Here is a 21,612-nt window from a genome sequence, read left to right on the forward strand (position 1 = left end):
ATCACGCCCGGCAGTGGTCAGGTGGCGGCAGGTTATTGCGGGTCCATTGCTGGCGCCGGGGGCGGCAGTTGCCCGCTGGGTGCGTTGGCGGCGGCGGTGCCGGCCACCAGTTGCCCGGTGGTCAGGTTGAGCTCTTCACCGTGCAGGTTCTTGATCAGCACTTCGACCTGGTTGAAGGCCATTTCCACATTGTTCTCGCGGAAACTCAGGGCAATGCGCGTGAGAATCTCGTCGGTGGCAGCATTGCGGTCGCCCAGCTCGCGCACATGGAAGCGCAGTTCGTAATCGAAGGTGCTCGGGCTGATGGTCAGGAAGAACAGCATGGGCGCCGGGTCACGCAGTACCCGTGGGTTTTCCTCGGCCGCTTGCATCATCAGTTTGCGTGCCAGCGGCAGGTCAGTCTCGTAGGCCACACCGATCTTCACGATAACCCGCGTGACGGTGTCGTTGAGCGACCAGTTGATCAGCTGTCCGGTGACGAAGGTCTTGTTCGGCACGATGATTTCTTTGCGGTCGAAATCGGTGATGGTGGTGGCGCGGATGCGGATTTTGCTGACCGTGCCGGACAGGTTGCCGATGGTCACCACGTCGCCGATACGCACCGGGCGTTCGAACAGGATGATCAGGCCGGAGATGAAGTTGGCGAAGATCTCCTGCAAGCCAAAACCGAGGCCGACCGACAGCGCGGCGACCAGCCACTGCAACTTGTCCCAGCTGACCCCGAGGGTCGACAGGGTGGTGACGAAACCGATGCCGACGATCAGGTAGGAGAGCAGGGTGGTGGTGGCGTAGGCGCTGCCCTGGGCCAGGTTGAGCCGCGACAGCACCAGCACTTCAAGCAGGCCCGGCAGGTTGCGCCCCAGGGCCACGGTGATGCCGACGATGATCAGCGCGCCGAGCACATCGTTGAGGCTGATCGGCACCAGGGTGGCGGCATCGCCCGTGCCGCTGCTGTATTGGTAGAGGGTGATGTTGTCGAGGTAGGCGAAGACCGAGATCAGGTCCGCCCAGACCCAGTACAGCCCGGCGATAAAGGTGCCGAGCAGGGCCAGGCGGATCAGTCGCAGCGATTGCTGGTTGACCTGCTCGATGTCCAGGGTGGGTTCCTCGACCACGGTTTCCGTGCCTTCGATGCCATCTTTGCTCTGCGCCTGACGCTTGCTCAGGGCGCGCTGATAGGCCAGGCGTCGTGCAGCCACCGAGAGGCCGCGGACGAAGGTGGCTTCGATGATCAGCCAGATCATCAGCAGGTAGAGGGTGTTGATCAGGCGGTCGCTGAGTTTCAGGGCGGTGTAGTAATAGCCGAAGCCAACCGCGACGATCAGTGCCAGCGGCAGCAGGCTCAGGGCAATGCCAATCAGCATGCGCAGCGCCGAGGCGTGCTCGCGAGCCGGGCCACTGAGCAGCAGTTTGTGCAGCAGCCAGACCATCAGGGCATAGCAGCTGAGCACCACGGTCAGACCGATCACGTCGTCGCCGAGGCTGGCCGGCTGGTGTTCGGCCACCGTTACCACGGCGACCAGGGCGATCACCACCAGGCCCAGTCGACGGATCTGGCGATGCAGGAAGGCCACCTGCGGGCGGCCCCAGCGGAAGTGCAGTTCGGCCACGCCGCCATCAGCAAGGATGCGGTACACGGTGTAGAACACCAGCCAGGCCTGGGCCATCTGGAACAGCGCCTGGCCCAGGTTGGCGTTCTGCCCGCGGGCGTCCATCTGCAGGGCGAAACCGCACAGCGCGAGGAACAGCGTACCAGGCAGGGCCAGCAGCACGTTGAGCATGATCGCCATGGGCGTATGCAGCTGGCTGTCGCGTTTGAAGTGGCCGATGTCCTGGTGCAGTTCGCCGAGCTTGCGGTACAGGTAGCCGCGTCGCCACAGCAGCACCACGATCAGCAGCAACAGCGGCAGAAACAGCAGCGGTCGTTCGGTCAGGCCGGCAGCCAGCTGACGCAGGTTGGCGCCCCAGGGCAGTTCGGCGATCTGCCGCTCCAGCAGGTGCGGCACCGATTTGAACCACTCCAGGTCCAGCGGTTTGTTGCTAGGGATCCAGAACATCTGCTCGTCGAGGGTGGCGCGCAGGGTTTCGGCCGTGGCCTTCAGCTGTTTCTGATTGAGTTGCAGGGTGATCGATTCGTTGAGCAGGGCGTTCAGCTCACGGTTGAGGCGGTCAATCAGCTCGCGGCGGGTGTCGATGATTTCCAGCAGGTTGCTGCGCAGTGCAGCGATATCGGCATCCGGGTCGCTGTTCGGGGCGGCCAGCAACTGGTCGACATAGGCGCTGGGGTTGTTGATGCTTTCGCGCTGCTGGTTGAGCTCGAACTGGTACAGGCGCAGGTCGGCAATCTGGTCGGGCAGGTCGCTGTCGATCTTCAGCGTCGGCAGTGCCTGCTGCTGCTTATAGAGAATGCGCGAGAGCAGCAGGCTGCCCTGCAAAACGCTGATCTGCTCGTCCAGGGCCTGGTCGCTCTGGCTCAGGCTGTCGAGTTGCTGCTTGGTTTGCAGATTTTCCCGGGTCAGCTGGTTGAGGCGGTCGGTGGCGCGCAGCAGGTAGTCAGACAGTGTCAGGTTGAGCGCACTTTCCCGCGCCAGCAGGCTGTCGCTGCCGGCCTTTTCAGCTTCGCGGGACTGCTCGGCGACGGTCTGCTCGGAGAGGTCGCGGCGTTTATCGTTGATCAGGTTCTGCAGGTCGAACAGCTCTTTCTCGATCCGCTTGATGCGTTCTTCCAGCAGGCTGCGGCGGCTGTTGCCGAGGTCCTGTAGCAGGCTGTTGCCGGCCAGCTCCTGGCGGCGCAGCTGGGTTTGCGCTTCCAGCTTGGCCAGCTCGGCATTGAGCTGGTCGCGGCGCTCATTGCTCAGCGGTTTGCCCGCATCGCGGGCGCTTTTCAGGATGCTGTTGATTTCCTGGCTGCGGCTCTGGTTGCTGCTGATCTCGGCCTGAGCACGTTCCGGGCGGGTTTGCGCGGTGATGATCAGGCTGTTGGCTTCGATGATCTGCTTCTGCCAGTCGCTCAGCTGGTTATTGCGCTCGGCCAGCAGCTGTTCGAGTTGCGGCAGCGGGCTGTTGGCATAGCGCAGGTTGACCTGGGTCGGCTGGCTGCCTTTGAGGCGCTCGAAGTCGCGCTGGGCTTCGCCGATCAGGCGCGGCGCTTGTTGCAGCTGTTTTTCCAGATCCGCCAGACGTTGCTGGCTGTCGGCCTGCTCGGCCAGCAATGCCAGGGTTTTTTCCAGGGTTTGCTTGATCGCCTGCTGCTCGGCTTCTGGCAGCTGGCGTTCGGCCAGGCTGTCGAGGCTGCGTTGCACGTCGGCGCTGCTGGGTGGCTCGCCTGCCAGCAATGTAGGGGCATTCAGGCACAGGCCGAGCAGCACGGCCGAGAGGTAGACGCGGAAAGAGGACATAGTGGTGATCGTAAGGCCCGAGAGGATGCTGAGTTTAACAGGCGGCCGGATAAACGCTGACCGCTGTTTCAGCTTCCTCGTCAGAGAAAGAGTGCCGGGCCCGGTCGGCTGCCTTCGGGGAATTTGACGCCGACTTTGCGGATCTTGTTCCCTTCCATGGTCGCCACGGTCCAGGTCAGGCCTTGCCACTGCACCTGGTCGCCAGTGACCGGCTCGCCACCAATCTCATGGGCGATAAAGCGACCCAACGGTTGCTCGCCGTCGGCATCGTCGAGTTTCAGGCCATAGAGCGCGGCCACGGCGGCCAGCTCCGCGTCACCTTCGAGGACGAAATCACCGAAGAAACGCAGGTCCTGGGCGCGTTTGGGGGCCTCGCTAAACAGTTTGCCGAGTGCTGGCAGGTCGTGTTCATGGCCGATCACGCAGAGGATGTCACTGGCTTCCAGGGTGGTACTGCCGGACGGGTGCAGCAGTTCATGGCCACGAAACAATGCAGCGATCCGCGTGCCTTCGGGCATGTTCAGGGCTTTCAGGGGCGCGCCGATGCACCATTTGTCTGCGCCGAGGCGATAGACGAACAACTCCCACTGGCTGGTTGGATGAATCTCCAGCCCGGCCCGCGAGATCGGCGACGGTACGGGTGGTACCTCCACTCGCGCCTTGCGTGCTGCCCAGCCGAGGGTGGTGCCCTGTAGCAGCAAGGATACAAGCACGATAAAGAACGCCACATTGAAGAACAGCTGGGCATTTTCCAGCCCGGCCATCAGTGGGAACACCGCGAGAATCACCGGCACCGCGCCGCGCAGGCCGATCCAGGAGATGAACACCCGCTCGCGCAGGTTGAAGCCCTTGAACGGCAGCAGACCGATAAACACCGACAGTGGTCGGGCAAACAGGATCATCCACAGCGAGAGCAGCAAGGCCGGTACGGCGATGGGTAGCAGGTTGCTCGGTGTGAGCAGCAGGCCGAGTACCAGAAACATGCCAATCTGGCTCAGCCAGGCCAGCCCGTCGAACATGTGCAGGATGCCATGGCGGTTGCGGATTGGCTGATTGCCCAGCAGTAGGCCGCAAACATAGACCGCGAGGATGCCACTGCCGCCAATGGCGCCCGACAGGGCGAAAATCATGATGCCGCCGCTGACGGCGAGCAGCGGGTACAGGCCGTCGGCCACTGACAGGCGGTTGATCAACTGCAACAGTAGCCAGCCACCAGCCAGGCCCAGGGCAATGCCGATGCCGAATTGCTGTACCAGGCTGCTGAGGATGCCCCAGCTGAAGCTGTTCTCGCCGGCGGCGATCATGGCGATCAGGGTGACGGTCAAGAACATCGCCATCGGGTCGTTGCTGCCCGATTCGATTTCCAGCGTGGGGCCGACGCGCTCGTTGAGGCCTTTGCCATTGAGCAGGTTGAACACCACTGCGGCGTCGGTGGAGCCAACGATGGCACCGATCAGCAGGCCTTCGATCAGGCTCAGGTTGAACAGCCAAGCCGCGGCCACGCCGGTCAGGCCGGCTGTGATAGCCACGCCCACGGTGGCCAGCGACATGGACGGCCACAACGCCACACGGAAGGTCGAGGCGCGGGTGCGCATGCCGCCGTCGAGAAGAATCACGGCGAGCGCCAGGTTACTGACCAGGTAAGCCAGCGAGTAGTCGTTGAAGACGATGCCGCCAATGCCGTCGACGCCGGCGAGCATGCCAACCGCGAGGAAAATCACCAGGATCGGGATGCCGACTCGGGTCGACAGGGAGCTGACCATGATGCTTATCGCGACCAGTAGCGCACCAATCAAAAACAGGTTGTTGATGGTGCTGGCATCCAAAATCATGTACTCCCGGAGGGTCGTTGACGGGCGCCATGCATGGCGCGTGCCAGGGATTCTAACCTGCTGCCTTGGCTTTCTGTCAAAAAAACGCCCGGCATGGGCCGGGCGTCTTGTAACAGCATGCTGTGCGCGTTAGAACCAGGCGTCCTGCATGCCCAGGCAGGTGTCGTCGCGGGCTTCGAGGATGGACAGGTCGTGGTGGCAGCTCGGCACCTCCCAGGTCAGGAAGTAGCGCGCGGCCTGCAGCTTGCCCTGGTAGAAGTCGACATCACCGGCATTGCCTTTAGCCAAACCTTCTTCAGCGCGAATCGCCTGCTCCAGCCAGCGCCAGCCGATCACGGTATGGCCGAACACCTTGAGGTACAGCGCCGAGTTGGCCAGGCCTTCATTGACCTTGCCGCTTATCAGATCACCCAGCAGCGCCAGTGTCACGCTTTGCAGACGTGCCAGCAGTTGCTCCAGCGGCTGGCGCAGGGCGGTCAGCGAAGCATGGGCTTCGGCGCGCTGGCAGGTGCCGTGGATCAGCTTGAGCAACTGCTTGAGCGCTGCGCCGCCGTTCATCGACACCTTGCGGCCGAGCAGGTCGAGCGACTGGATGCCGTGGGTGCCTTCGTGAATCGGGTTGAGGCGGTTGTCGCGGTAATACTGTTCAACCGGGTATTCGCGGGTGTAGCCGTGGCCGCCGAGAATCTGGATGGCCAGCTCGTTGGCCTTGAGGCAGAACTCCGACGGCCAGGATTTGACGATCGGGGTGAGCAGGTCGAGCAGTTCCAGGGCGGTCTTGCGCTGCTCCTCGGTCTCCAGAGTCTGGGTGTCATCGAACAGACGCGCGGCATACAGGCCGAGGTCGAAAGCGCCTTCCACATAGGCCTTCTGGGTCAGCAGCATGCGCCGCACATCGGCGTGCTCGACGATGGAAATCTGCGGGCTGCTTGGATCCTTGCCATCGGCGTGGCGGCCTTGCGGACGGTTGCGTGCGTAGTCCAGCGAGTACAGGTAGCCGGCGTAGCCGAGCATGATGGCGCCCATGCCGACGCCGATGCGCGCCTCGTTCATCATCTGGAACATGTAGCTCAGGCCGTGGTGCGGCTTGCCCACCAGATAGCCAACGCAGTCGTCGTTATCGCCGAAGTTCAGCGCGGTGGAGGTGGTGCCGCGCCAGCCCATCTTGTGGAACAGACCGGCCAGCAGGGCGTCATTGCGCTTGCCCAGTGAGCCATCTTCATTCACCAGGAATTTCGGCACGATAAACAGGCTGATGCCTTTCACCCCGGCTGGCGCGTCCGGCAGCTTGGCCAGCACCATGTGCACGATGTTCTCCGAGATCGGCTGGTCGCCGCCGGAGATGAAGATCTTGTTGCCCTTGATCCGGTAGCTGCCGTCGGCGTGCGGCTCGGCCTTGGTGCGGATATCCGACAGTGAAGAGCCGGCGTGCGGTTCGGTCAGGGCCATGGTGCCGAAGAAGCGACCGTCGATGATCGGCTGCAGGTATTTGCTTTTCTGCTCGTCATTGCCGAAGGCTTCGATCAGGTTGGCCACGCCCATGGTCAGCATCGAGTAGGAACTGGTGGCGATGTTGGCCGACTGGAAGTGGGCGAAGCAGGCTTGCGACAGCAGGTTGGGCAACTGCATGCCGCCATGTTCGAAGTCGCGTGTGGCATTAAGGAAACCGGCGTCGTGGAAGGCGCGCAGGGCCGGCTCGACTTCCGGGATAAGCACCGCGGCACCGTCCACGTACTGTGGCTCGTGCTCGTCGTTCTTGCGGTTATGTGGGGCGAATAGCTCCTCGGCGATACCGCGTGCGGTGCCGATAGCGGCGTCGAAGGTTTCGCGGTTGTGGTCGGCGAAACGTTCACGCTGGGTCAGGCCTTCGGCGTCCAGCACTTCGTATAGCTCGAAGGCCAGGTTGCGGGAACTGAGCAGGGACTCGGACATGGGTGTACCTCCGGTTGCGATGCAACGAGTCTAAGCAGCCGCGTACGCCGCTCCCAGCATTATTAATAAGCGTGATAGAGGCTCAGCGAGCAAAGCCACGGGCTGGCACTCAGGTAGGGTGGATGGAGGGAAACGTCATCCACCCTACGGTTTGCAAGGCAGCGCTTGTGTCTATTGGATAAAGCCCTGAGCCAGCTCGCGGGTCAGTTCCGCCGCGCTGATGGATTTGCAGCCGCTGACATTCTGCCCGGCCCAAAGCGGCGAGAAATCACCGCTGCCCAGGCTTTCTACCTTGCTGCGCAAAGGTGCGATGGCCGCCGTCGCCAGTGGGAAGGCCGGCGCATGCGGGCTGATCGGGCCCAGCTCGCGCATCACGCGGTTGACGATGCCACGCGCCGGGCGGCCGCTAAACAGGTTGGTCAGCGCCGTGTGCTGTGCGGCAGGGCTGCGCAGGGCCGCGCGGTGAATGGCGCTGGTGCTGGCTTCATCACAGCACAGGTAGGCGGTGCCGATCTGCACCCCAGCCGCACCCAGGGCCATGGCCGCGCGAACGCCTTGCGCATCGGCAATGCCGCCGGCAGCAATCACTGGCAAGCGCACCGCCTGGACGACCTGCGGCAGCAGGGCGAAGGTGCCGAGCTGGCTGCTCAGCTCATCGCAGAGGAACATGCCGCGATGGCCGCCGGCTTCCAGGCCCTGGGCGATGATCGCGTCCGCACCGTTGGCTTCGAGCCACAGCGCTTCTGCCACCGTAGTCGCCGAGCTGAGCACCTTGGCTCCACAGGCCTTGACCCGTGCCAACAACTCGGCTGAGGGCAGGCCGAAGTGAAAGCTCACCACGGCAGGTTTGAATTCATCAAGCAGATCAGCCATCTCGGCACTGAACGGCAGGCGGCCAGGGCCACTGGCGATGGTCGCGGGATCAATCCCGAACTCGGCATAGTAAGGGCTTAGCGCATCGCGCCAGGCCGCTTCGCGAGCAGCATCGACGGCTGGCGGGGTGTGGCAGAAGAAGTTCAGGTTATACGGTTTGCGGGTGTGCTCGCGCAGTGCCAGCAGCTCCTTGCGCAAGCCAGCCGCGTCGAGCATGGCGCAGGGCAGCGAACCGAGTGCACCGGCATTCGATACGGCAGCGGCCAAGCTGTGCAGCTGTACGCCGGCCATTGGCGCCTGGATCAGCGGCAGTTGGGTGCCCAATAGATCTTGCAGTGACATGGCGCTTCTCCTGGCCAGACGAGACGAAACAGCCGTCACCGTACTGATCCATCAGGCGCCTGGCAAACTGGTAAACTGCCCGGCCACAGGAGCCCGCCCACATGAACTACCGCCACGCTTTCCATGCCGGCAACCATGCCGATGTGCTGAAACACTATGTCCTCAGTCGTCTGATTGCCCTGCTGTCCCGCAAGGAAGCGCCGTTTGCCTACCTCGACAGCCATGCCGGCATCGGTTTGTATGACCTGCATGGCGACCAGGCCAGCCGCACCGGTGAGTGGCTGGAAGGCATCGCCCGGCTGTGGCAGGCCAGCGACGTGCCGGACCCGCTGCTGGATTATCTGGAAGTGATCCGCGCGATGAACCCGGATGGCGAGCTGCGTCATTACCCTGGTTCACCCGAACTGGCGCGCCTACTGACCCGCGAGCAGGACCGCCTGCACCTGAACGAGAAACACCCGGAAGACGGCCGTCTGCTCAAGGAAAACATGCACGGTGACCGCCGCGTGGCCGTGCACCTGGGCGAAGGCTGGTATGTCCCGCGCGCCTTGCTACCGACCCGCGAAAAGCGCGCGCTGCTGCTGATTGACCCACCGTTCGAGCAGGTCGATGAGATGGAGCGCTGCGCCCAATCGCTGAGCGAAGCCATCAGCCGCATGCGCCAGGCGGTAGTGGCGATCTGGTACCCGATCAAGGACCTGCGCCAGCTCAGCCGCTTCTACCGCGACCTGCAAAAAAGCAAAGCGCCGAAACTGCTGCGCGTGGAGCTTTATGTGCACCCCACCGACGAAGCCGCGCGGCTGAACGGCTCCGGCCTGGTGATCAGCAACCCGCCATGGGGCCTGGAAGACGAACTCAAGCAGATCCTGCCATGGCTCGCCGACTTGCTTGGGCAAAGCCAGGGCGGCTGGCGGCTGGATTGGCTGATCGAGGAAAACAGCGGCGGCTAGCGGCTGCTGCTCGGTTCGACGAAATACGTCAGCTGCTGACGCGGGTTGAGGTACTCCAGGGCCTCGCGCGGTAGCTGGGACGGGCGCAGGCTGGTGGCGATGCCCAGGCGTGGCTCCTGTTCCAGGTCGAGGATCAGCGCCTCGTGCTTGGGCACGGCGGCGTCGTAGACAATCAGCGTCGGTTTCAGCGGCTGGCTCGGGTTCATGCCGAGGATCAGGCCGTAGCGCTGGTCGTCCAGTTGCACCAGGCTGCCGGGCGGGTAGATGCCCATGCAGCGGATAAAGGCCTTCAGCGCCACCGCATCGAAGCGCGCATTGTATTGCTTGAACATCAGCGCCAGGGCTTCGTGCGGACTGAGGCCATCGCGTGGGTTGAGCGGGTTGCACAGGTTGTCGAACTGGTTGGTGATGCACACCAGGCGGCTCAGGCGGCCGATGGCGGCTTCACGCAGCTGACGCGGGTAGCCGCTGCCGTCGCAGTATTCGTGGTGCTCGTTGATGATGCGCAGCACCTCGTCGTCGAGCATCAGCTTGTGGCCCGTGCGCAGGCCGAATTCGCAGTGCAGTTGCAGCAGTTGCTGTTCCGGCCGGGTCAGCGGTTCGGGCTTGAGCAACACCTTGCTGGGGATGTCGAGCTTGCCGATATCGTGCAGCAGCGCGCCCATGCCGAGGATGTGGCAATCCTCGCTGTCCAGGCCGAGCTGGCGACCGAGCAGTAGGCTCAGCACAGTGACGTTCAGTGAGTGGAAATAGCTGTCCTCGGCCGCCTTGCTGTTGATGCTGTGCAACACCGCGCCGCTGCCACCGAGCAGGGCCTCGACCATTGCGCCGACAATCTCTCCGGCCTGTTTGCTGGCGTCTTCCGGGCGGCTGCGCAGGGTCTGGTTGAGTGCTTTGACCTGCTGGCTGGCTTGAACGAATTTGCGGTCCACCTCAGCCAGGCGTTTGCGCAGTGCGCCGAGCTTGGCGGCGCGTTGCTGGCGAGCGACGTCCTCAGGATTGGGCGTGACCGGCTCGATGGGCGCGGGTGCGCTTTCGGTCACGCGCTCCAGGGGCGGGCAGTCGCTGCGCGCCGGATCGTAGCGCAGGCGCTCCAGGCCGAGGGCGCGCAAGGCCTTGATCTGCCCTTCATCCTTGATCTTGAAATTGCTGAAGGCAAAGTTGTGCTCCCACCAGGCCAGTTCGAGCTGGATATACAGGCCGATACACAGTTGATCGGGTTCGATATAGGCAGGAGCGCTGGCAGGCATGCGGGTGTCGGCAATGATGGCTAATGGCTGGCAGTCTAGCGCTTTGCCTACCGCCTGACAGCAGGCGCCAGGCGTTTCTGCACTAATTACGGGGTGCTTCACTGCTGTCTTGTAGGACGTGCTCGACCTCATCGGCCCAGACCAGCCAGGACTGCTCGCCAAGGATGCCGCGGCGCAGGGTCAGGTAGGGCAGGCGCAGGGCTTTGCGTTGCTCGTCGGGCAGAGCCAGGTACTCGCGCTCAATATTCAGCAGGCTGTCCAGGGTCTTGCGGTGTATGGCGACATGCCGCTGCATTTCTTCGCGCAGGTTATCCGGCGAGGTATGCGCGCCGGCATAGAGTTTGACCAGCAATGCATCGTTGATCTTGTTCGGCTGCACCGGCTCGCCCAGCCAGCGCAGCAGTTCGGCATGGCCGGCAGGTGTGAGGCGGTAGTTCTTTTTGTCCGGGCGGGTGTCCTGAGCCTGCGCCTCGAACTCAAGCCAGCCGGCTTCACTGAGCTTTTTCAGCTCCAGATAAACCTGCTGATGTTTGGCGTTCCAGAAGTAGCCGAGGCCATCCTTGAAGCGCTTGAGCAGGTCGTAGCCGCTGCCAGGTTCGCTTTCCAGGAGGATAAGGATGGCGTGCTTGAGCGACATAAGCGGGTTTCACCGGCTGCAATTGAGGTGCGCCGCAGTATACGGATTATGCAAAAAGTTGCGTTGACTCCAATCGCTGCCTAGTATGCAAAAAATTGCATAACAAGAATAACGCAGGAGCATCCCATGAAACGCACCGGTACCCGCTTCCGTCCGCGCCTGGTTCAGGGTGATTACGACGCCATCATCATTGGTTCCGGTATCGGTGGCCTGACCACCGCCGCGCTGCTGGCCAAGCTTGGCAAGCGTGTGTGCGTGCTGGAGCAGCATTACACCGCCGGCGGTTATACCCACAGCTACGAACGTGAAGGCTACGAGTGGGATGTGGGGGTGCATTACATCGGCGAGGTGCATAAACCCTGGTCGACCATTCGCCGGGTGTTTGATGTGATCAGTGACGGTCAACTGCAGTGGGCACCGATGGATGCGTATTACGACCGCATCGTGATCGGCGAGCAGACCTACGACTACGTGGCGGGGCGCGATGAGTTCAAGGCCGAGATGCTGCGCCATTTTCCCGCAGAAGGCGCGGTGCTTGATCGATATGTCGACCTGCTCAGTGAGGTCAGTGCCAAGGTTCTAAGATTTTTCGCCGGTCAGGCAATGCCACGCTCAGTGGGCATGCTCTACAGCAAGCTGCGCCGGTTGTGGCTTCCGGATTACTTCTTCAAAACCACCCGTGAAGTGCTTGAAGGCCTGACCGACAACCAGCAGCTGATCGGCGTGCTCACCGCGCAGTGGGGTGATTACGGCCTGCCGCCTGCCGAAGCGGCGTTTGTCATGCATGCGATGGTGGCCAAGCACTACATCACCGGCGGCAATTACCCGGTGGGTGGTGCGACGAAGATTTCCGAAAGCATTATCCCGGTGATCGAGGCGGCCGGCGGCCATGTCTTCACTTACGCCGGGGTCGACAAGATTCTGGTGGAGCACGGTCGTGCAGTCGGCGTGCGCATGCAGAAAGATGGCTTCGAGATCCGCGCTCCGCAGATCGTCAGCTGCGCCGGCCTGGTGCCGACCTATACCCGCCTGCTTGACCATCAGGTGGCCAGTAACCATGGCCTGCTGGAGCAGCTGCCCAAGGTCAAGCTGTCGGCCGCGACACTGTGTCTCTACGCCGGCTTCAAGGGCAGCGCCGCCGAGTTGAAGCTGCCGAAGACCAACTACTGGGTCTACCCGACCCATGATCACGACCACAACGTCAGCAGTTTTATGGCTGGGCAAAATCCGGCGATGCCGCTGATCTATATCAGCTTCCCCTCGGCCAAGGACCCAGCCTGGGATGCGCAGTACCCGAACAAGGCCACGGTTGAGATCGTCGCACCGACGCAGCCCGAGTGGTTCGCCAAGTGGAAGGGCAGCACCTGGGGCAAGCGCGGTGCTGACTATGACGCCTTCAAGGCCGAGTTGACGGCGCAACTGCTGGCAACCCTCTACCAGCATCAGCCGCAATTGCGCGGTGCGCTGGACTTTTGCGAGCTGGGCACGCCGCTGTCCACCGAGTGGTTCCAGTGGAACGAGCAGGGCGAGATCTACGGCATTGATCACACGGTCGAGCGCTTTGAGCAGCACTGGATCCACACCCAGACGCCGATCAAAGGGCTGTACCTGACCGGTGCCGATACGGTCACTGCAGGAGTGGGCGGTGCACTGATGGCCGGCGTGCTGACGGCCTCGCGCATGCTTGGCTGGCGCGGCTACAAGGTCGGCAAACTGTTGAAAAGCTGGAAGGTACAAGCGCCTAGCGACGTCAGTGCGACTGCGGATGTAGCGGGCTAAACCACCACGTCGACACTATTACCCAGGTTCGGTGGATTGCTCGGCACGCTGGCTGGCGTGGCGGCCTGCACCAGGCCGCCGATGTTGGCAGTCTGCAGTTCCAGGGTTTTGCGTAGCAACAGCAGTGAGGCCAGGGCAGAGGCCTGAGCCGCTGCCTGGGTGGAAACCTGGCTGATGTTCAGTTCCATGGAATCGTCCTCAGCATATGCTCAACCCGGCAGGCAGACCCCGGTACCGCCCAGGCCGCAATAGCCGCCGGGGTTCTTCGCCAGGTACTGCTGGTGGTAGGCCTCAGCGTAGTAGAACGGCGGCGCTTCGCGCACTTCGGTGGTGATCGGGCCAAAACCGGCTTTTTCCAGCTCGGCCTGGAACTGCGCCTGGCTGGCCTGGGCGGCGGCCAGTTGCGCCGCGTCATGGCAGTAGATCGCCGAGCGGTACTGGCTGCCGATGTCGTTACCCTGGCGCATGCCCTGGGTCGGGTTGTGCGCTTCCCAGAAGACTTTCAGCAGGGCTTCATAGGAGGTGAGCTGCGGGTCGAACACCACCAGCACCACTTCGGTGTGGCCGGTCAGCCCCGAGCAGGTTTCCTCGTACGTCGGGTTGGGCGTATGGCCGCCGGCATAACCAACAGCGGTGCTCCACACTCCGGGCTGCTGCCAGAAACGTCGCTCGGCACCCCAGAAACAGCCCAGGGCAAACACCGCTTGTTGAAGGCCTTCCGGGAAGGGCGCTTGCAACGCGTTGCCATTGACGAAGTGGCTGCTGGGGACGGCCATCGCGGTGGCACGGCCGGGCAGGGCCTGTTCAGCGCTGGGCAGTTCGAGTTTATGGGCAAGTATTTGCGAGCGCAGAACCATGGGGTGTTACCTCGGCAGCAGGCGGTAAGGCATAGACAATTATCGGGCGGGCTTGTTACAGCCGGTGTGGGTTCAGCGCCGCTGATAGCGCTTGAGTTTGTCCAGCAGGTCGCGTCCGGCAATCGGTTTGTCGAACAGGTAACCCTGGCCGATATCGCATTGATGGCGGCGCAGGAAGGTCAGTTGGGCGAGGGTTTCGATGCCCTCGGCCACCACCTTGAGCTTCAGGTTGTGGGCCATGGCGATCACCGCCGAGGTGATTTCCATGTCGTCCTGATTCTCGGGAATGTCCTTGATAAAGCTGCGATCAATCTTGATCACGTCGATGGGGAATTTTTTCAGGTAACTGAGCGACGAGTAGCCGGTGCCAAAGTCATCCATGGCCAGGGTCAGGCCCAGGCTTTTCAGGCGGCTGAGTTGCTGGCGGGTGTCGCCAGTGGCTTCCAGCAGCAGGCTTTCGGTGAGCTCCAGTTCCAGCAGCGAGGGAGGCAGTTGTTCCTCATGCAGGATGGCGGCGATCTCACCCACCAGGTCCGGGTCGGAGAACTGCTTGGGTGACAGGTTGATGGCCATCTGCAAGGGCGCATGGCCGACTGCGATCAGCTGCTTGCTCATGCGGCAGGCCTGACGGGTGACCCATTTGCCGATGGGGATGATCAGGCCGGTTTCTTCCGCCACGCTGATGAACTTGTCCGGGCTGATCATGCCCTTTTCCGGGTGGTTCCAGCGCAGCAGCGCTTCCATGCCCAGTAACTGACCGCTTTTGAGGCACAGCTTGGGTTGGTAGAACACTTCCAGCTCGTTCTGCATCAGCGCACGGCGCAGGTTGCTTTCGACGAACAGCTTGTAATGCGCTTCGGCATTCAGCGCATCGGTAAACACCTGCAGCTGGTTCTTGCCGTTGGCCTTGGCTTTGTGCAGCGCCAGGCCGGTGTGTTTCATCAGGGTCTGCGGGTCATTGCCATGCAGAGGGGCGCAGCCCAGGCCGATGGAGCCGGTGACACTGATCAGTTGGTTGTCGACGAACAGGGGCTTGTCCAGGGTCTGCAGCAGCTTCTGCGCGATCATCTGGCTGTCGGCCTGGTTGGTTTCCAGCAGCACGGCAAATTCGTTGCTGGCAAAGCGCGCCAGCACGCTGCTGACTGGCAGGGTGTTGCGCAGGCGGCGGGCCAGGCTGACCAGCAGTTTGTCGCCGGTCTGGTGGCCGAGGCTGTCGTTGATCCGCTTGAAGTTGTCGATGTCCACCAGCAGCAGGCTGATCGGTTTGCCTGGGTGTTCGTTGAAGTGGCTTTCCAGCGAGCGGATAAACGCATAGCGGTTGCCCAGCCCTGTGAGGTTGTCCCGGAAGGCCAGGCGTTCGATGTGCTGCTGTGCCTGCTTGCTGGCGGTGATGTCCTCGTAGATGCCGATGTAGTGGGTCAGGCTGCCGTCGTCGGCGTGCACCTTGGACAGCGATAACTGACCCCAGTAGGGCTCAAGGTTCTTGCGCCGGCTCTTGAATTCACCCTGCCAGCTGTTCTGCTCGGCCAGGCTGGAGCGCGCGTCGAACAGCTGGTCGCTGAGGTTTTCCAGGGCGGGGATTTCGGACAGGCGGCGGCCTTGTACTTCGCTGGAGCTGTACAGGGTGATGGCGGTAAAGCTGGGGTTGACGTATTCCACCTGACCGTCGCGGTCGAGCAGGATGATCGCGCTGGAGCTTTGCTCGACGGCGCGTTGGAACAGGTAGCGGGCGCTGGTCGCCGAGCGCCGCTGCTGGCTGGTCAGCACCTGCGCGTACTGGTCAGCCAGCTCGCCGGCAAAGGCAATTTCGTCGGCCTGCCAGGTGCGCGGCAGACCGGTGTGTTCCAGGCACAGCACACCCACCACATCGCCTTCGATGCGGATGCTGGCATCGAGCATGGAGGTGATGCCCATGGGCTCCAGGTAGCCGCTCGCCAGTTCGCAGGTGCGCGGGTCGAGGTGCGCGTTATGCGCATCCAGCGAGCGGCCACTGTGCAGCGCCTGCAGGTAGGCTGGGTAGGCGCTGGCATCGATATCGCCCTGCTCGACATGCCGGCCCAGGTCACTCTGGTACAGCGCGACTGAATGCAGCATGTGGCCATCGATGTTCCAGATGCCCACGCGGTTGACGCCATACAGTTCGCAGGCACTTTTGCTGATCAGCTCGGCGGCTTCACGCAGTGGGTTGCTGTCGCTGTAATGGCGGCGGGCGAGAGACACAATCAGTTGCTGCTGGGCCTGTGAGCGCTGGTGCTGTTCCTGCAGTTCGGCCTGGGTACGCGGGTAGAGCGCTGGCGCCTGAGGGGCAGCCGTTTCCGGCTCGTCCAGCACCAGCAGATAGCCGCGCAGTAACTGACGACCATGCTGTTTGAAGCTCTCGCCCAACTCCATCAGGCTGAGGCTGCCGCGCGGGCTGTGCAGGCGGTACTGCACACAGTAATGGCGCTGTTGGGAGACCTGTTGCTGAATGACGTCGTGCAGCGCGTAGCGCGCACTGGGTTCCATCAGGCTGGCATAGGGCGCGTCGAGTAAGGAGCAGAGTTGGTTGGCCGGTAGGCCGATTTGTTGTTCACAGCCTGAATCGAGGTACAGCAGGGTCCAGCTGGCTTCATTCAAGCGCTCGAAACGCAGCAGGCCGAGGCGCGAAGGCACTGGCAACTGCGTCACAACCTCGGCCGCTAAACGACTTGCGGCATCGGGATGGCTTTTCATTCGGTGGCTGGCTTCCAGTATGCTGATTGAAGCGGCAATCGACTCACTTCATTTATCGCGTCGAGTAAGGGTGCATCATGCAATTGCGACTGACAAGAAAACTAATAACCGCCGTGTTGCTGAGCAGCTGTATGGTCACGGCTCCGCTGTTTGCCGCAGAGCCCGAAGGCGGCTTGAGCAGTGCCGAGCAGAGCAATTACCTGCTGGAACTCAAGCGCCTTTACCTGACCCAGGATGAGCGCCAGGCGCTGTTTGCCCACTGCAATGATCTGCTGAAAACCTATGCCCTGCGCGCCGCCTATCAGGTCAGTCAGTCACAGCGTCAGGACCTTGTCTATCAACTGCGCCAGGGCGAGGCTGGTGAGTTGCTGTTGCGTGAGGAAACCCGTGGCCAGCAGGGCACCGACCTTGCCGTGCGTAACCGCCGCATCGGCATATTCGGTACCGACCCGTTTGTGCGTTACGAGTGCCCAGCGAGCGGTATCAGCTGTGTGCTGCACAATCCCAACGACGGCAGTCCGCTGCTGACCATCGTGCGTGACCACAAGGGTGCCGCCGAGCTGGCCAAGGCGCTGAGCTTTCTGATCCGCAATCTGCAGAAGGGCTGATCGTCTGTTGTTCATCTAACGCGCACTCAAAAAAAACCCCGCCGAAAGGGGCGGGGTCGAGGATACGAGCGTGGCTGCTCGAAAGTTGATGCGTTACAGCAGCAGGGTGCGGATATCCGCCAGCACATCACCCAGGCGCTTGGTGAAACGCGCGGCAGCGGCACCGTTAATCACCCGGTGATCGTAAGACAGCGACAGCGGCAACATCAGCTTGGGCTGGAAGGCTTTACCGTCCCAGACCGGCTGAATGGTCGCCTTGCTGACCCCGAGGATCGCCACTTCCGGCGCGTTGACGATCGGCGTAAAACCGGTGCCGCCAATATGGCCGAGGCTGGAGATGGTGAAGCAGGCGCCCTGCATGTCATCGGCCGACAGCTTCTTGGTGCGCGCTTTCTCCGCCAGTGCGGCAGCTTCGGCAGCCAGTTGCAGCAGGCTCTTTTGATCGACGTTCTTGATCACCGGGACCAGCAGGCCATCCGGGGTGTCTACGGCAAAGCCGATGTGCACGTATTTTTTGCGGATGATCGCTTTGCCGCTCGGCGCCAGTGAGCTGTTGAAGTCCGGCAGTTCCTTGAGCAGGAAGGCGCAGGCCTTGAGCAGCAGCGGCAGCACGGTAAGTTTGACCCCGGCCTTTTCCGCCACGGCTTTCTGCGCGACGCGGAAGGCTTCCAGCTCGGTGATATCTGCCGAGTCGAACTGGGTCACGTGTGGCACGTTGAGCCAGCTGCGGTGCAGGTTGCTGGCACCGACCTGCATCAGGCGGGTCATCGCCACTTCTTCGATTTCGCCAAATTTGCTGAAGTCCACCACCGGGATCGGCGGGATGCCAGCACCACCGGTTGCACCGGCGGCCGGTGCGTCTTTGGCCTTCTGCATCATCGCCTTGACGTACGCTTGCACGTCTTCCTTGAGGATGCGGCCTTTCGGCCCAGTGCCCGGCACGGCAGACAGCTCGACACCGAACTCGCGCGCCAGCAGGCGTACTGCCGGGCCCGCATGCACCTTTGCACCGTCACGCTTGGGCGCGGCAGTAACGCTGGCGGCAGCGGCTGCCAGCGAGGCGATGGCGCTGACTTCAGCGGCGACTGCCGGGTGTGCGCCTTCTGGCACCTTGTGCACGTCGCTGGCGGGCGCAGCGGCCGGTGCTGACGCTGCGGCAGCGGCAGCTGGAGCGGAGCCGGCCACTTTCAGTTTGAGGATGAAATCACCGGTGCCGACTTCATCTTCCAGTTTGACGCTGATGCTTTCCACCACGCCGGCAGCCGGCGAGGGGATTTCCATGCTGGCCTTGTCCGACTCCAGGGTGATCAGCGACTGATCGGCTTCGACCGTATCGCCGACCTTGATCAGGATTTCGATGACCTTGGCTTTGCCGTCCGAGCCGATATCCGGCACATGCACGTCCTGCACACTGCTGCTGGCCTGTGCGGCTGGCGCAGGTGCGGCAGCTGGAGCAGGTGCTGCTGCTGGAGCAGGTGCTGCTGCTTTAGGTGCTTCTGCCGGTGCAGCAGCAGGCACCGCGGGTGCTGCTTGGGCTGCGCCTTCGGCTTCCAGCTCAAACAGTTCGTCGCCTTCTTTCAGGCGGTCGCCCAGCTTCACTTTCAGGCTTTTCACCACGCCGCCTTTCGGCGCGGGAATTTCCATGCTGGCTTTGTCCGATTCCAGGGTCAGCACGCTTTGGTCGGCTTCGATACGATCACCGACCTTGACCATCAGTTCGATAACTTCACCCTCACCACCACCGATGTCGGGTACGCGAATCAATTCACTCATCGTTTCGCTCCTTAGCAGTCCAGTGGGTTGAGTTTTTCCGGGTTGATGCCGAACTTGACGATGGCTTCGGCCACCACCTTAGGTTCGATATCACCACGGTCGGCGAGCGCTTCCAGGGCGGCCAGCACCACCCAGTGGCGGTCCACTTCAAAGAAGTCACGTAGCTTTTTGCGGCTGTCGCTGCGGCCGAAGCCGTCGGTGCCCAGGACTTTGAATTCCTTGCTCGGTACCCACTGACGAATCTGCTCGGCGAACAGCTTCATGTAGTCGGTGGAGGCGATGACCGGGCCTTTGCGACCGCTCAGGCACTCTTCCACGTAGGTCTGCTTGGGCTTCTGGCCCGGGTGCAGGCGGTTGCTGCGTTCCACGGCCAGGCCGTCGCGGCGCAGTTCGTTGAAGCTGGTGACGCTCCACACGTCTGCCGCAACGTTGAACTCGTCACGCAGAATCTTCGCCGCTTCGCGCACTTCACGCAGGATGGTGCCGGAACCGAGGAGCTGCACATGATGCGCGGCTTCCTTCTTGTCCTCTTCGAGCAGGTACATGCCCTTGATGATGCCTTCCTCGGCACCCGCCGGGATGGCCGGTTGCTGGTAGGACTCGTTCATCACGGTGATGTAGTAGAAAACGTCCTGTTGCTCTTCGGTCATCTTCTTCATGCCGTCCTGAATGATCACCGCCAGCTCGTAGCCGTAGGTCGGATCATAGGTGCGGCAGTTGGGGATGGTGGCCGCCATCAGGTGGCTGTGACCGTCCTCGTGTTGCAGGCCTTCGCCGTTCAGCGTGGTACGACCGGCGGTACCGCCGATCAAAAAGCCACGGGTGCGGCTGTCGCCAGCGGCCCAGGCCAGGTCGCCAATGCGCTGGAAGCCGAACATCGAGTAGAAGATGTAGAACGGCAGCATCGGCTGGTTGTGGCAGCTGTAGGAGGTACCGGCAGCGATGAACGACGACATGGCGCCGGCTTCGTTGATGCCTTCCTCGAGGATCTGACCCTTCTTGTCTTCGCGGTAGAACATCACCTGGTCTTTATCGACTGGCTCGTAGAGCTGGCCGACCGACGAGTAGATGCCGAGCTGGCGGAACATGCCTTCCATACCGAAGGTACGGGCTTCGTCCGGGATGATCGGGACGATGCGCTGGCCGATATCCTTGTCCTTGACCAGCTGCGCGAGGATGCGCACGAAGGCCATGGTGGTGGAAATTTCACGGTCGCCCGAGCCATCGAGGATCGCCTTGAGGGTTTCCAGCGGCGGCGTCGGGATGCTGAAGCTCTTGGCGCGGCGTTGCGGCACGAAACCGCCGAGTGCGGCGCGGCGCTCGCTCAGGTAACGGGCTTCGGCACTGCCTTCTTCCGGCTTGAGGAACGGCAGGTTTTCCAGCTCCTCGTCCTTGACTGGGATGTCGAAGCGGTCGCGGAACTGCTTGAGGCTTTCAACGTCGACCTTTTTGGTGTTGTGCGCGGTGTTTTTCGCTTCGCCGGCACCGGTGCCATAACCCTTGACGGTCTTGGCCAGGATCACGGTCGGCTGCTCTTTGTGGTTGACCGCCTGGTGGTAGGCCGCATAGACCTTGTACGGGTCGTGACCGCCGCGGTTGAGCTTCCAGATCTCGTCATCGGACAGATCGGCCACCATCGCCTTGAGTTCCGGCGAGTTGAAGAAGTGCTCACGGACGAACGCGCCGTCCTTGGCCTTGTAGTTCTGGTATTCGCCGTCGATGACTTCGTCCATGCGGCGCTGCAGGATGCCGTCGACGTCCTTGGCCAGCAGTGGGTCCCAGAAACGGCCCCAGACCACCTTGTTGACGTTCCAGCCACCGCCACGGAACACGCCTTCGAGTTCCTGGATGATCTTGCCGTTACCACGTACCGGGCCGTCGAGGCGTTGCAGGTTGCAGTTGATCACGAAAATCAGGTTGTCCAGCTTCTCGCGGCCAGCCAGGGCAATCGCCCCGAGGGATTCCGGCTCGTCGCACTCGCCGTCGCCCATAAAGCACCAGACCTTCTGCTTGCCGGCCGGGATGAAGCCGCGCGCTTCCAGGTACTTCATGAAACGCGCCTGGTAGATCGCCTGAATCGGGCCCAGGCCCATGGACACAGTCGGGAACTGCCAGAAGTCCGGCATCAACCACGGGTGCGGGTAGGACGACAGCCCCTTGCCATCGACTTCCTGGCGGAAGTTGTTCATCTGGTCTTCAGTGATGCGGCCTTCCATAAAGGCGCGGGCGTAAACGCCGGGCGAGGCATGGCCCTGGAAGAAGATCAGGTCGCCGCCATGCTCTTCGGTCGGGGCCTGGAAGAAGTAGTTGAAGCCGATGTCATACAGCGTTGCCGAGGACGCAAAGCTGGAGATGTGGCCGCCCAGATCCGAATCTTTCAGGTTGGTACGCATCACCATGGCCAAGGCGTTCCATCGCACCAGCGAGCGAATGCGGCGTTCCATAAACAGGTCGCCCGGCATGCGTGCTTCGTGGGTCAGCGGGATGGTGTTGCGGTAGGGCGTGGTGATTGCATACGGCAGCTGTGAACCACTGCGGGTGGCCAGCTCGCCCATACGGGTCATCAGATAATGTGCGCGGTCTTCACCCTCGTTATCGAGGACGGACTCAAGGGCGTCCAGCCATTCCTGGGTTTCGACGGGATCGAGGTCTTGCATGGCTTGCTCCAG

Annotated in this window: 14 protein-coding genes; 3 read left to right on the forward strand and 11 right to left on the reverse strand. The window is 62.3% G+C overall.

Annotated elements, in window-relative coordinates:
* Positions 1-32 precede the first annotated feature (32 nt).
* The 4 genes from mscK to ACSQ17_RS13175 all read right to left on the reverse strand — a co-directional run bounded on the left by mscK (position 33) and on the right by ACSQ17_RS13175 (position 8,377).
* Positions 33-3,398 (reverse strand): mechanosensitive channel MscK, encoded by a 3,366-nt coding sequence (mscK, locus tag ACSQ17_RS13160; RefSeq protein WP_436069165.1) that lies wholly within the window; start codon positions 3,396-3,398, stop codon positions 33-35.
* An 80-nt stretch (positions 3,399-3,478) separates the two neighbouring features.
* Positions 3,479-5,224, reverse strand: coding sequence for a potassium/proton antiporter (locus ACSQ17_RS13165; RefSeq protein ID WP_436070476.1), 1,746 nt, complete (start codon positions 5,222-5,224; stop codon positions 3,479-3,481).
* Positions 5,225-5,359: 135 nt separating this feature from the next.
* Positions 5,360-7,162, reverse strand: a complete 1,803-nt coding sequence (locus tag ACSQ17_RS13170; RefSeq protein ID WP_436069166.1) for an acyl-CoA dehydrogenase — start codon at positions 7,160-7,162, stop codon at positions 5,360-5,362.
* A 171-nt stretch (positions 7,163-7,333) separates the two neighbouring features.
* The gene (locus ACSQ17_RS13175; RefSeq protein WP_436069167.1) at positions 7,334-8,377 is read right to left on the reverse strand and encodes an NAD(P)H-dependent flavin oxidoreductase; all 1,044 of its coding nucleotides are present in this window, start codon (positions 8,375-8,377) and stop codon (positions 7,334-7,336) included.
* Between the two features lie 101 nt (positions 8,378-8,478).
* On the opposite strand from ACSQ17_RS13175, the gene ACSQ17_RS13180 reads away from it, so the two are divergent.
* Positions 8,479-9,327, forward strand: a complete 849-nt coding sequence (locus ACSQ17_RS13180) for a 23S rRNA (adenine(2030)-N(6))-methyltransferase RlmJ (RefSeq protein WP_436069168.1) — start codon at positions 8,479-8,481, stop codon at positions 9,325-9,327.
* Here ACSQ17_RS13180 and ACSQ17_RS13185 read toward each other — a convergent pair.
* Both ACSQ17_RS13185 and ACSQ17_RS13190 read right to left on the reverse strand, forming a co-directional pair.
* Positions 9,324-10,577, reverse strand: coding sequence for an HD-GYP domain-containing protein (locus tag ACSQ17_RS13185; RefSeq protein ID WP_436069169.1), 1,254 nt, complete (start codon positions 10,575-10,577; stop codon positions 9,324-9,326). The genes ACSQ17_RS13180 and ACSQ17_RS13185 overlap by 4 nt on opposite strands.
* Before the next feature lie 82 nt (positions 10,578-10,659).
* Positions 10,660-11,214 (reverse strand): PadR family transcriptional regulator, encoded by a 555-nt coding sequence (locus ACSQ17_RS13190; protein WP_436069170.1) that lies wholly within the window; start codon positions 11,212-11,214, stop codon positions 10,660-10,662.
* Positions 11,215-11,340: 126 nt separating this feature from the next.
* On the opposite strand from ACSQ17_RS13190, the gene ACSQ17_RS13195 reads away from it, so the two are divergent.
* On the forward strand, positions 11,341-12,993 hold the full coding sequence (locus tag ACSQ17_RS13195) for a phytoene desaturase family protein (RefSeq protein ID WP_436069171.1): 1,653 nt from the start codon (positions 11,341-11,343) through the stop codon (positions 12,991-12,993).
* Here the strand turns inward: ACSQ17_RS13195 and ACSQ17_RS13200 are convergent.
* The 3 genes from ACSQ17_RS13200 to ACSQ17_RS13210 form a co-directional block, all read right to left on the reverse strand.
* Entirely contained in the window at positions 12,990-13,181 is a 192-nt protein-coding gene (locus tag ACSQ17_RS13200) for a putative motility protein (RefSeq protein WP_257776867.1), read from the reverse strand. The genes ACSQ17_RS13195 and ACSQ17_RS13200 overlap by 4 nt on opposite strands.
* A gap of 21 nt (positions 13,182-13,202) precedes the next feature.
* Positions 13,203-13,850, reverse strand: coding sequence for a peptide-methionine (S)-S-oxide reductase MsrA (gene msrA / locus ACSQ17_RS13205; protein WP_436069172.1), 648 nt, complete (start codon positions 13,848-13,850; stop codon positions 13,203-13,205).
* 72 nt (positions 13,851-13,922) lie between these two features.
* On the reverse strand, positions 13,923-16,562 hold the full coding sequence (locus tag ACSQ17_RS13210) for a putative bifunctional diguanylate cyclase/phosphodiesterase (protein WP_436069173.1): 2,640 nt from the start codon (positions 16,560-16,562) through the stop codon (positions 13,923-13,925).
* A gap of 131 nt (positions 16,563-16,693) precedes the next feature.
* Between ACSQ17_RS13210 and ACSQ17_RS13215 the strand changes: the two genes are divergently transcribed.
* Complete coding sequence (locus ACSQ17_RS13215; RefSeq protein WP_436069174.1) at positions 16,694-17,170, forward strand: hypothetical protein; 477 nt, start codon at positions 16,694-16,696, stop codon at positions 17,168-17,170.
* A gap of 93 nt (positions 17,171-17,263) precedes the next feature.
* Here ACSQ17_RS13215 and aceF read toward each other — a convergent pair whose 3' ends face one another.
* Together aceF and aceE are read right to left on the reverse strand one after the other, a co-directional pair.
* Positions 17,264-18,943, reverse strand: coding sequence for a dihydrolipoyllysine-residue acetyltransferase (gene aceF / locus ACSQ17_RS13220; protein WP_436069175.1), 1,680 nt, complete (start codon positions 18,941-18,943; stop codon positions 17,264-17,266).
* An 11-nt stretch (positions 18,944-18,954) separates the two neighbouring features.
* Positions 18,955-21,600 (reverse strand): pyruvate dehydrogenase (acetyl-transferring), homodimeric type, encoded by a 2,646-nt coding sequence (gene aceE, locus ACSQ17_RS13225; protein ID WP_436069176.1) that lies wholly within the window; start codon positions 21,598-21,600, stop codon positions 18,955-18,957.
* Between the last annotated feature and the right edge of the window lie 12 nt (positions 21,601-21,612).

The sequence above is a fragment of the Pseudomonas sp. LjRoot71 genome, from assembly GCF_964253255.1.
In the GTDB taxonomy this organism is placed as follows: domain Bacteria; phylum Pseudomonadota; class Gammaproteobacteria; order Pseudomonadales; family Pseudomonadaceae; genus Aquipseudomonas.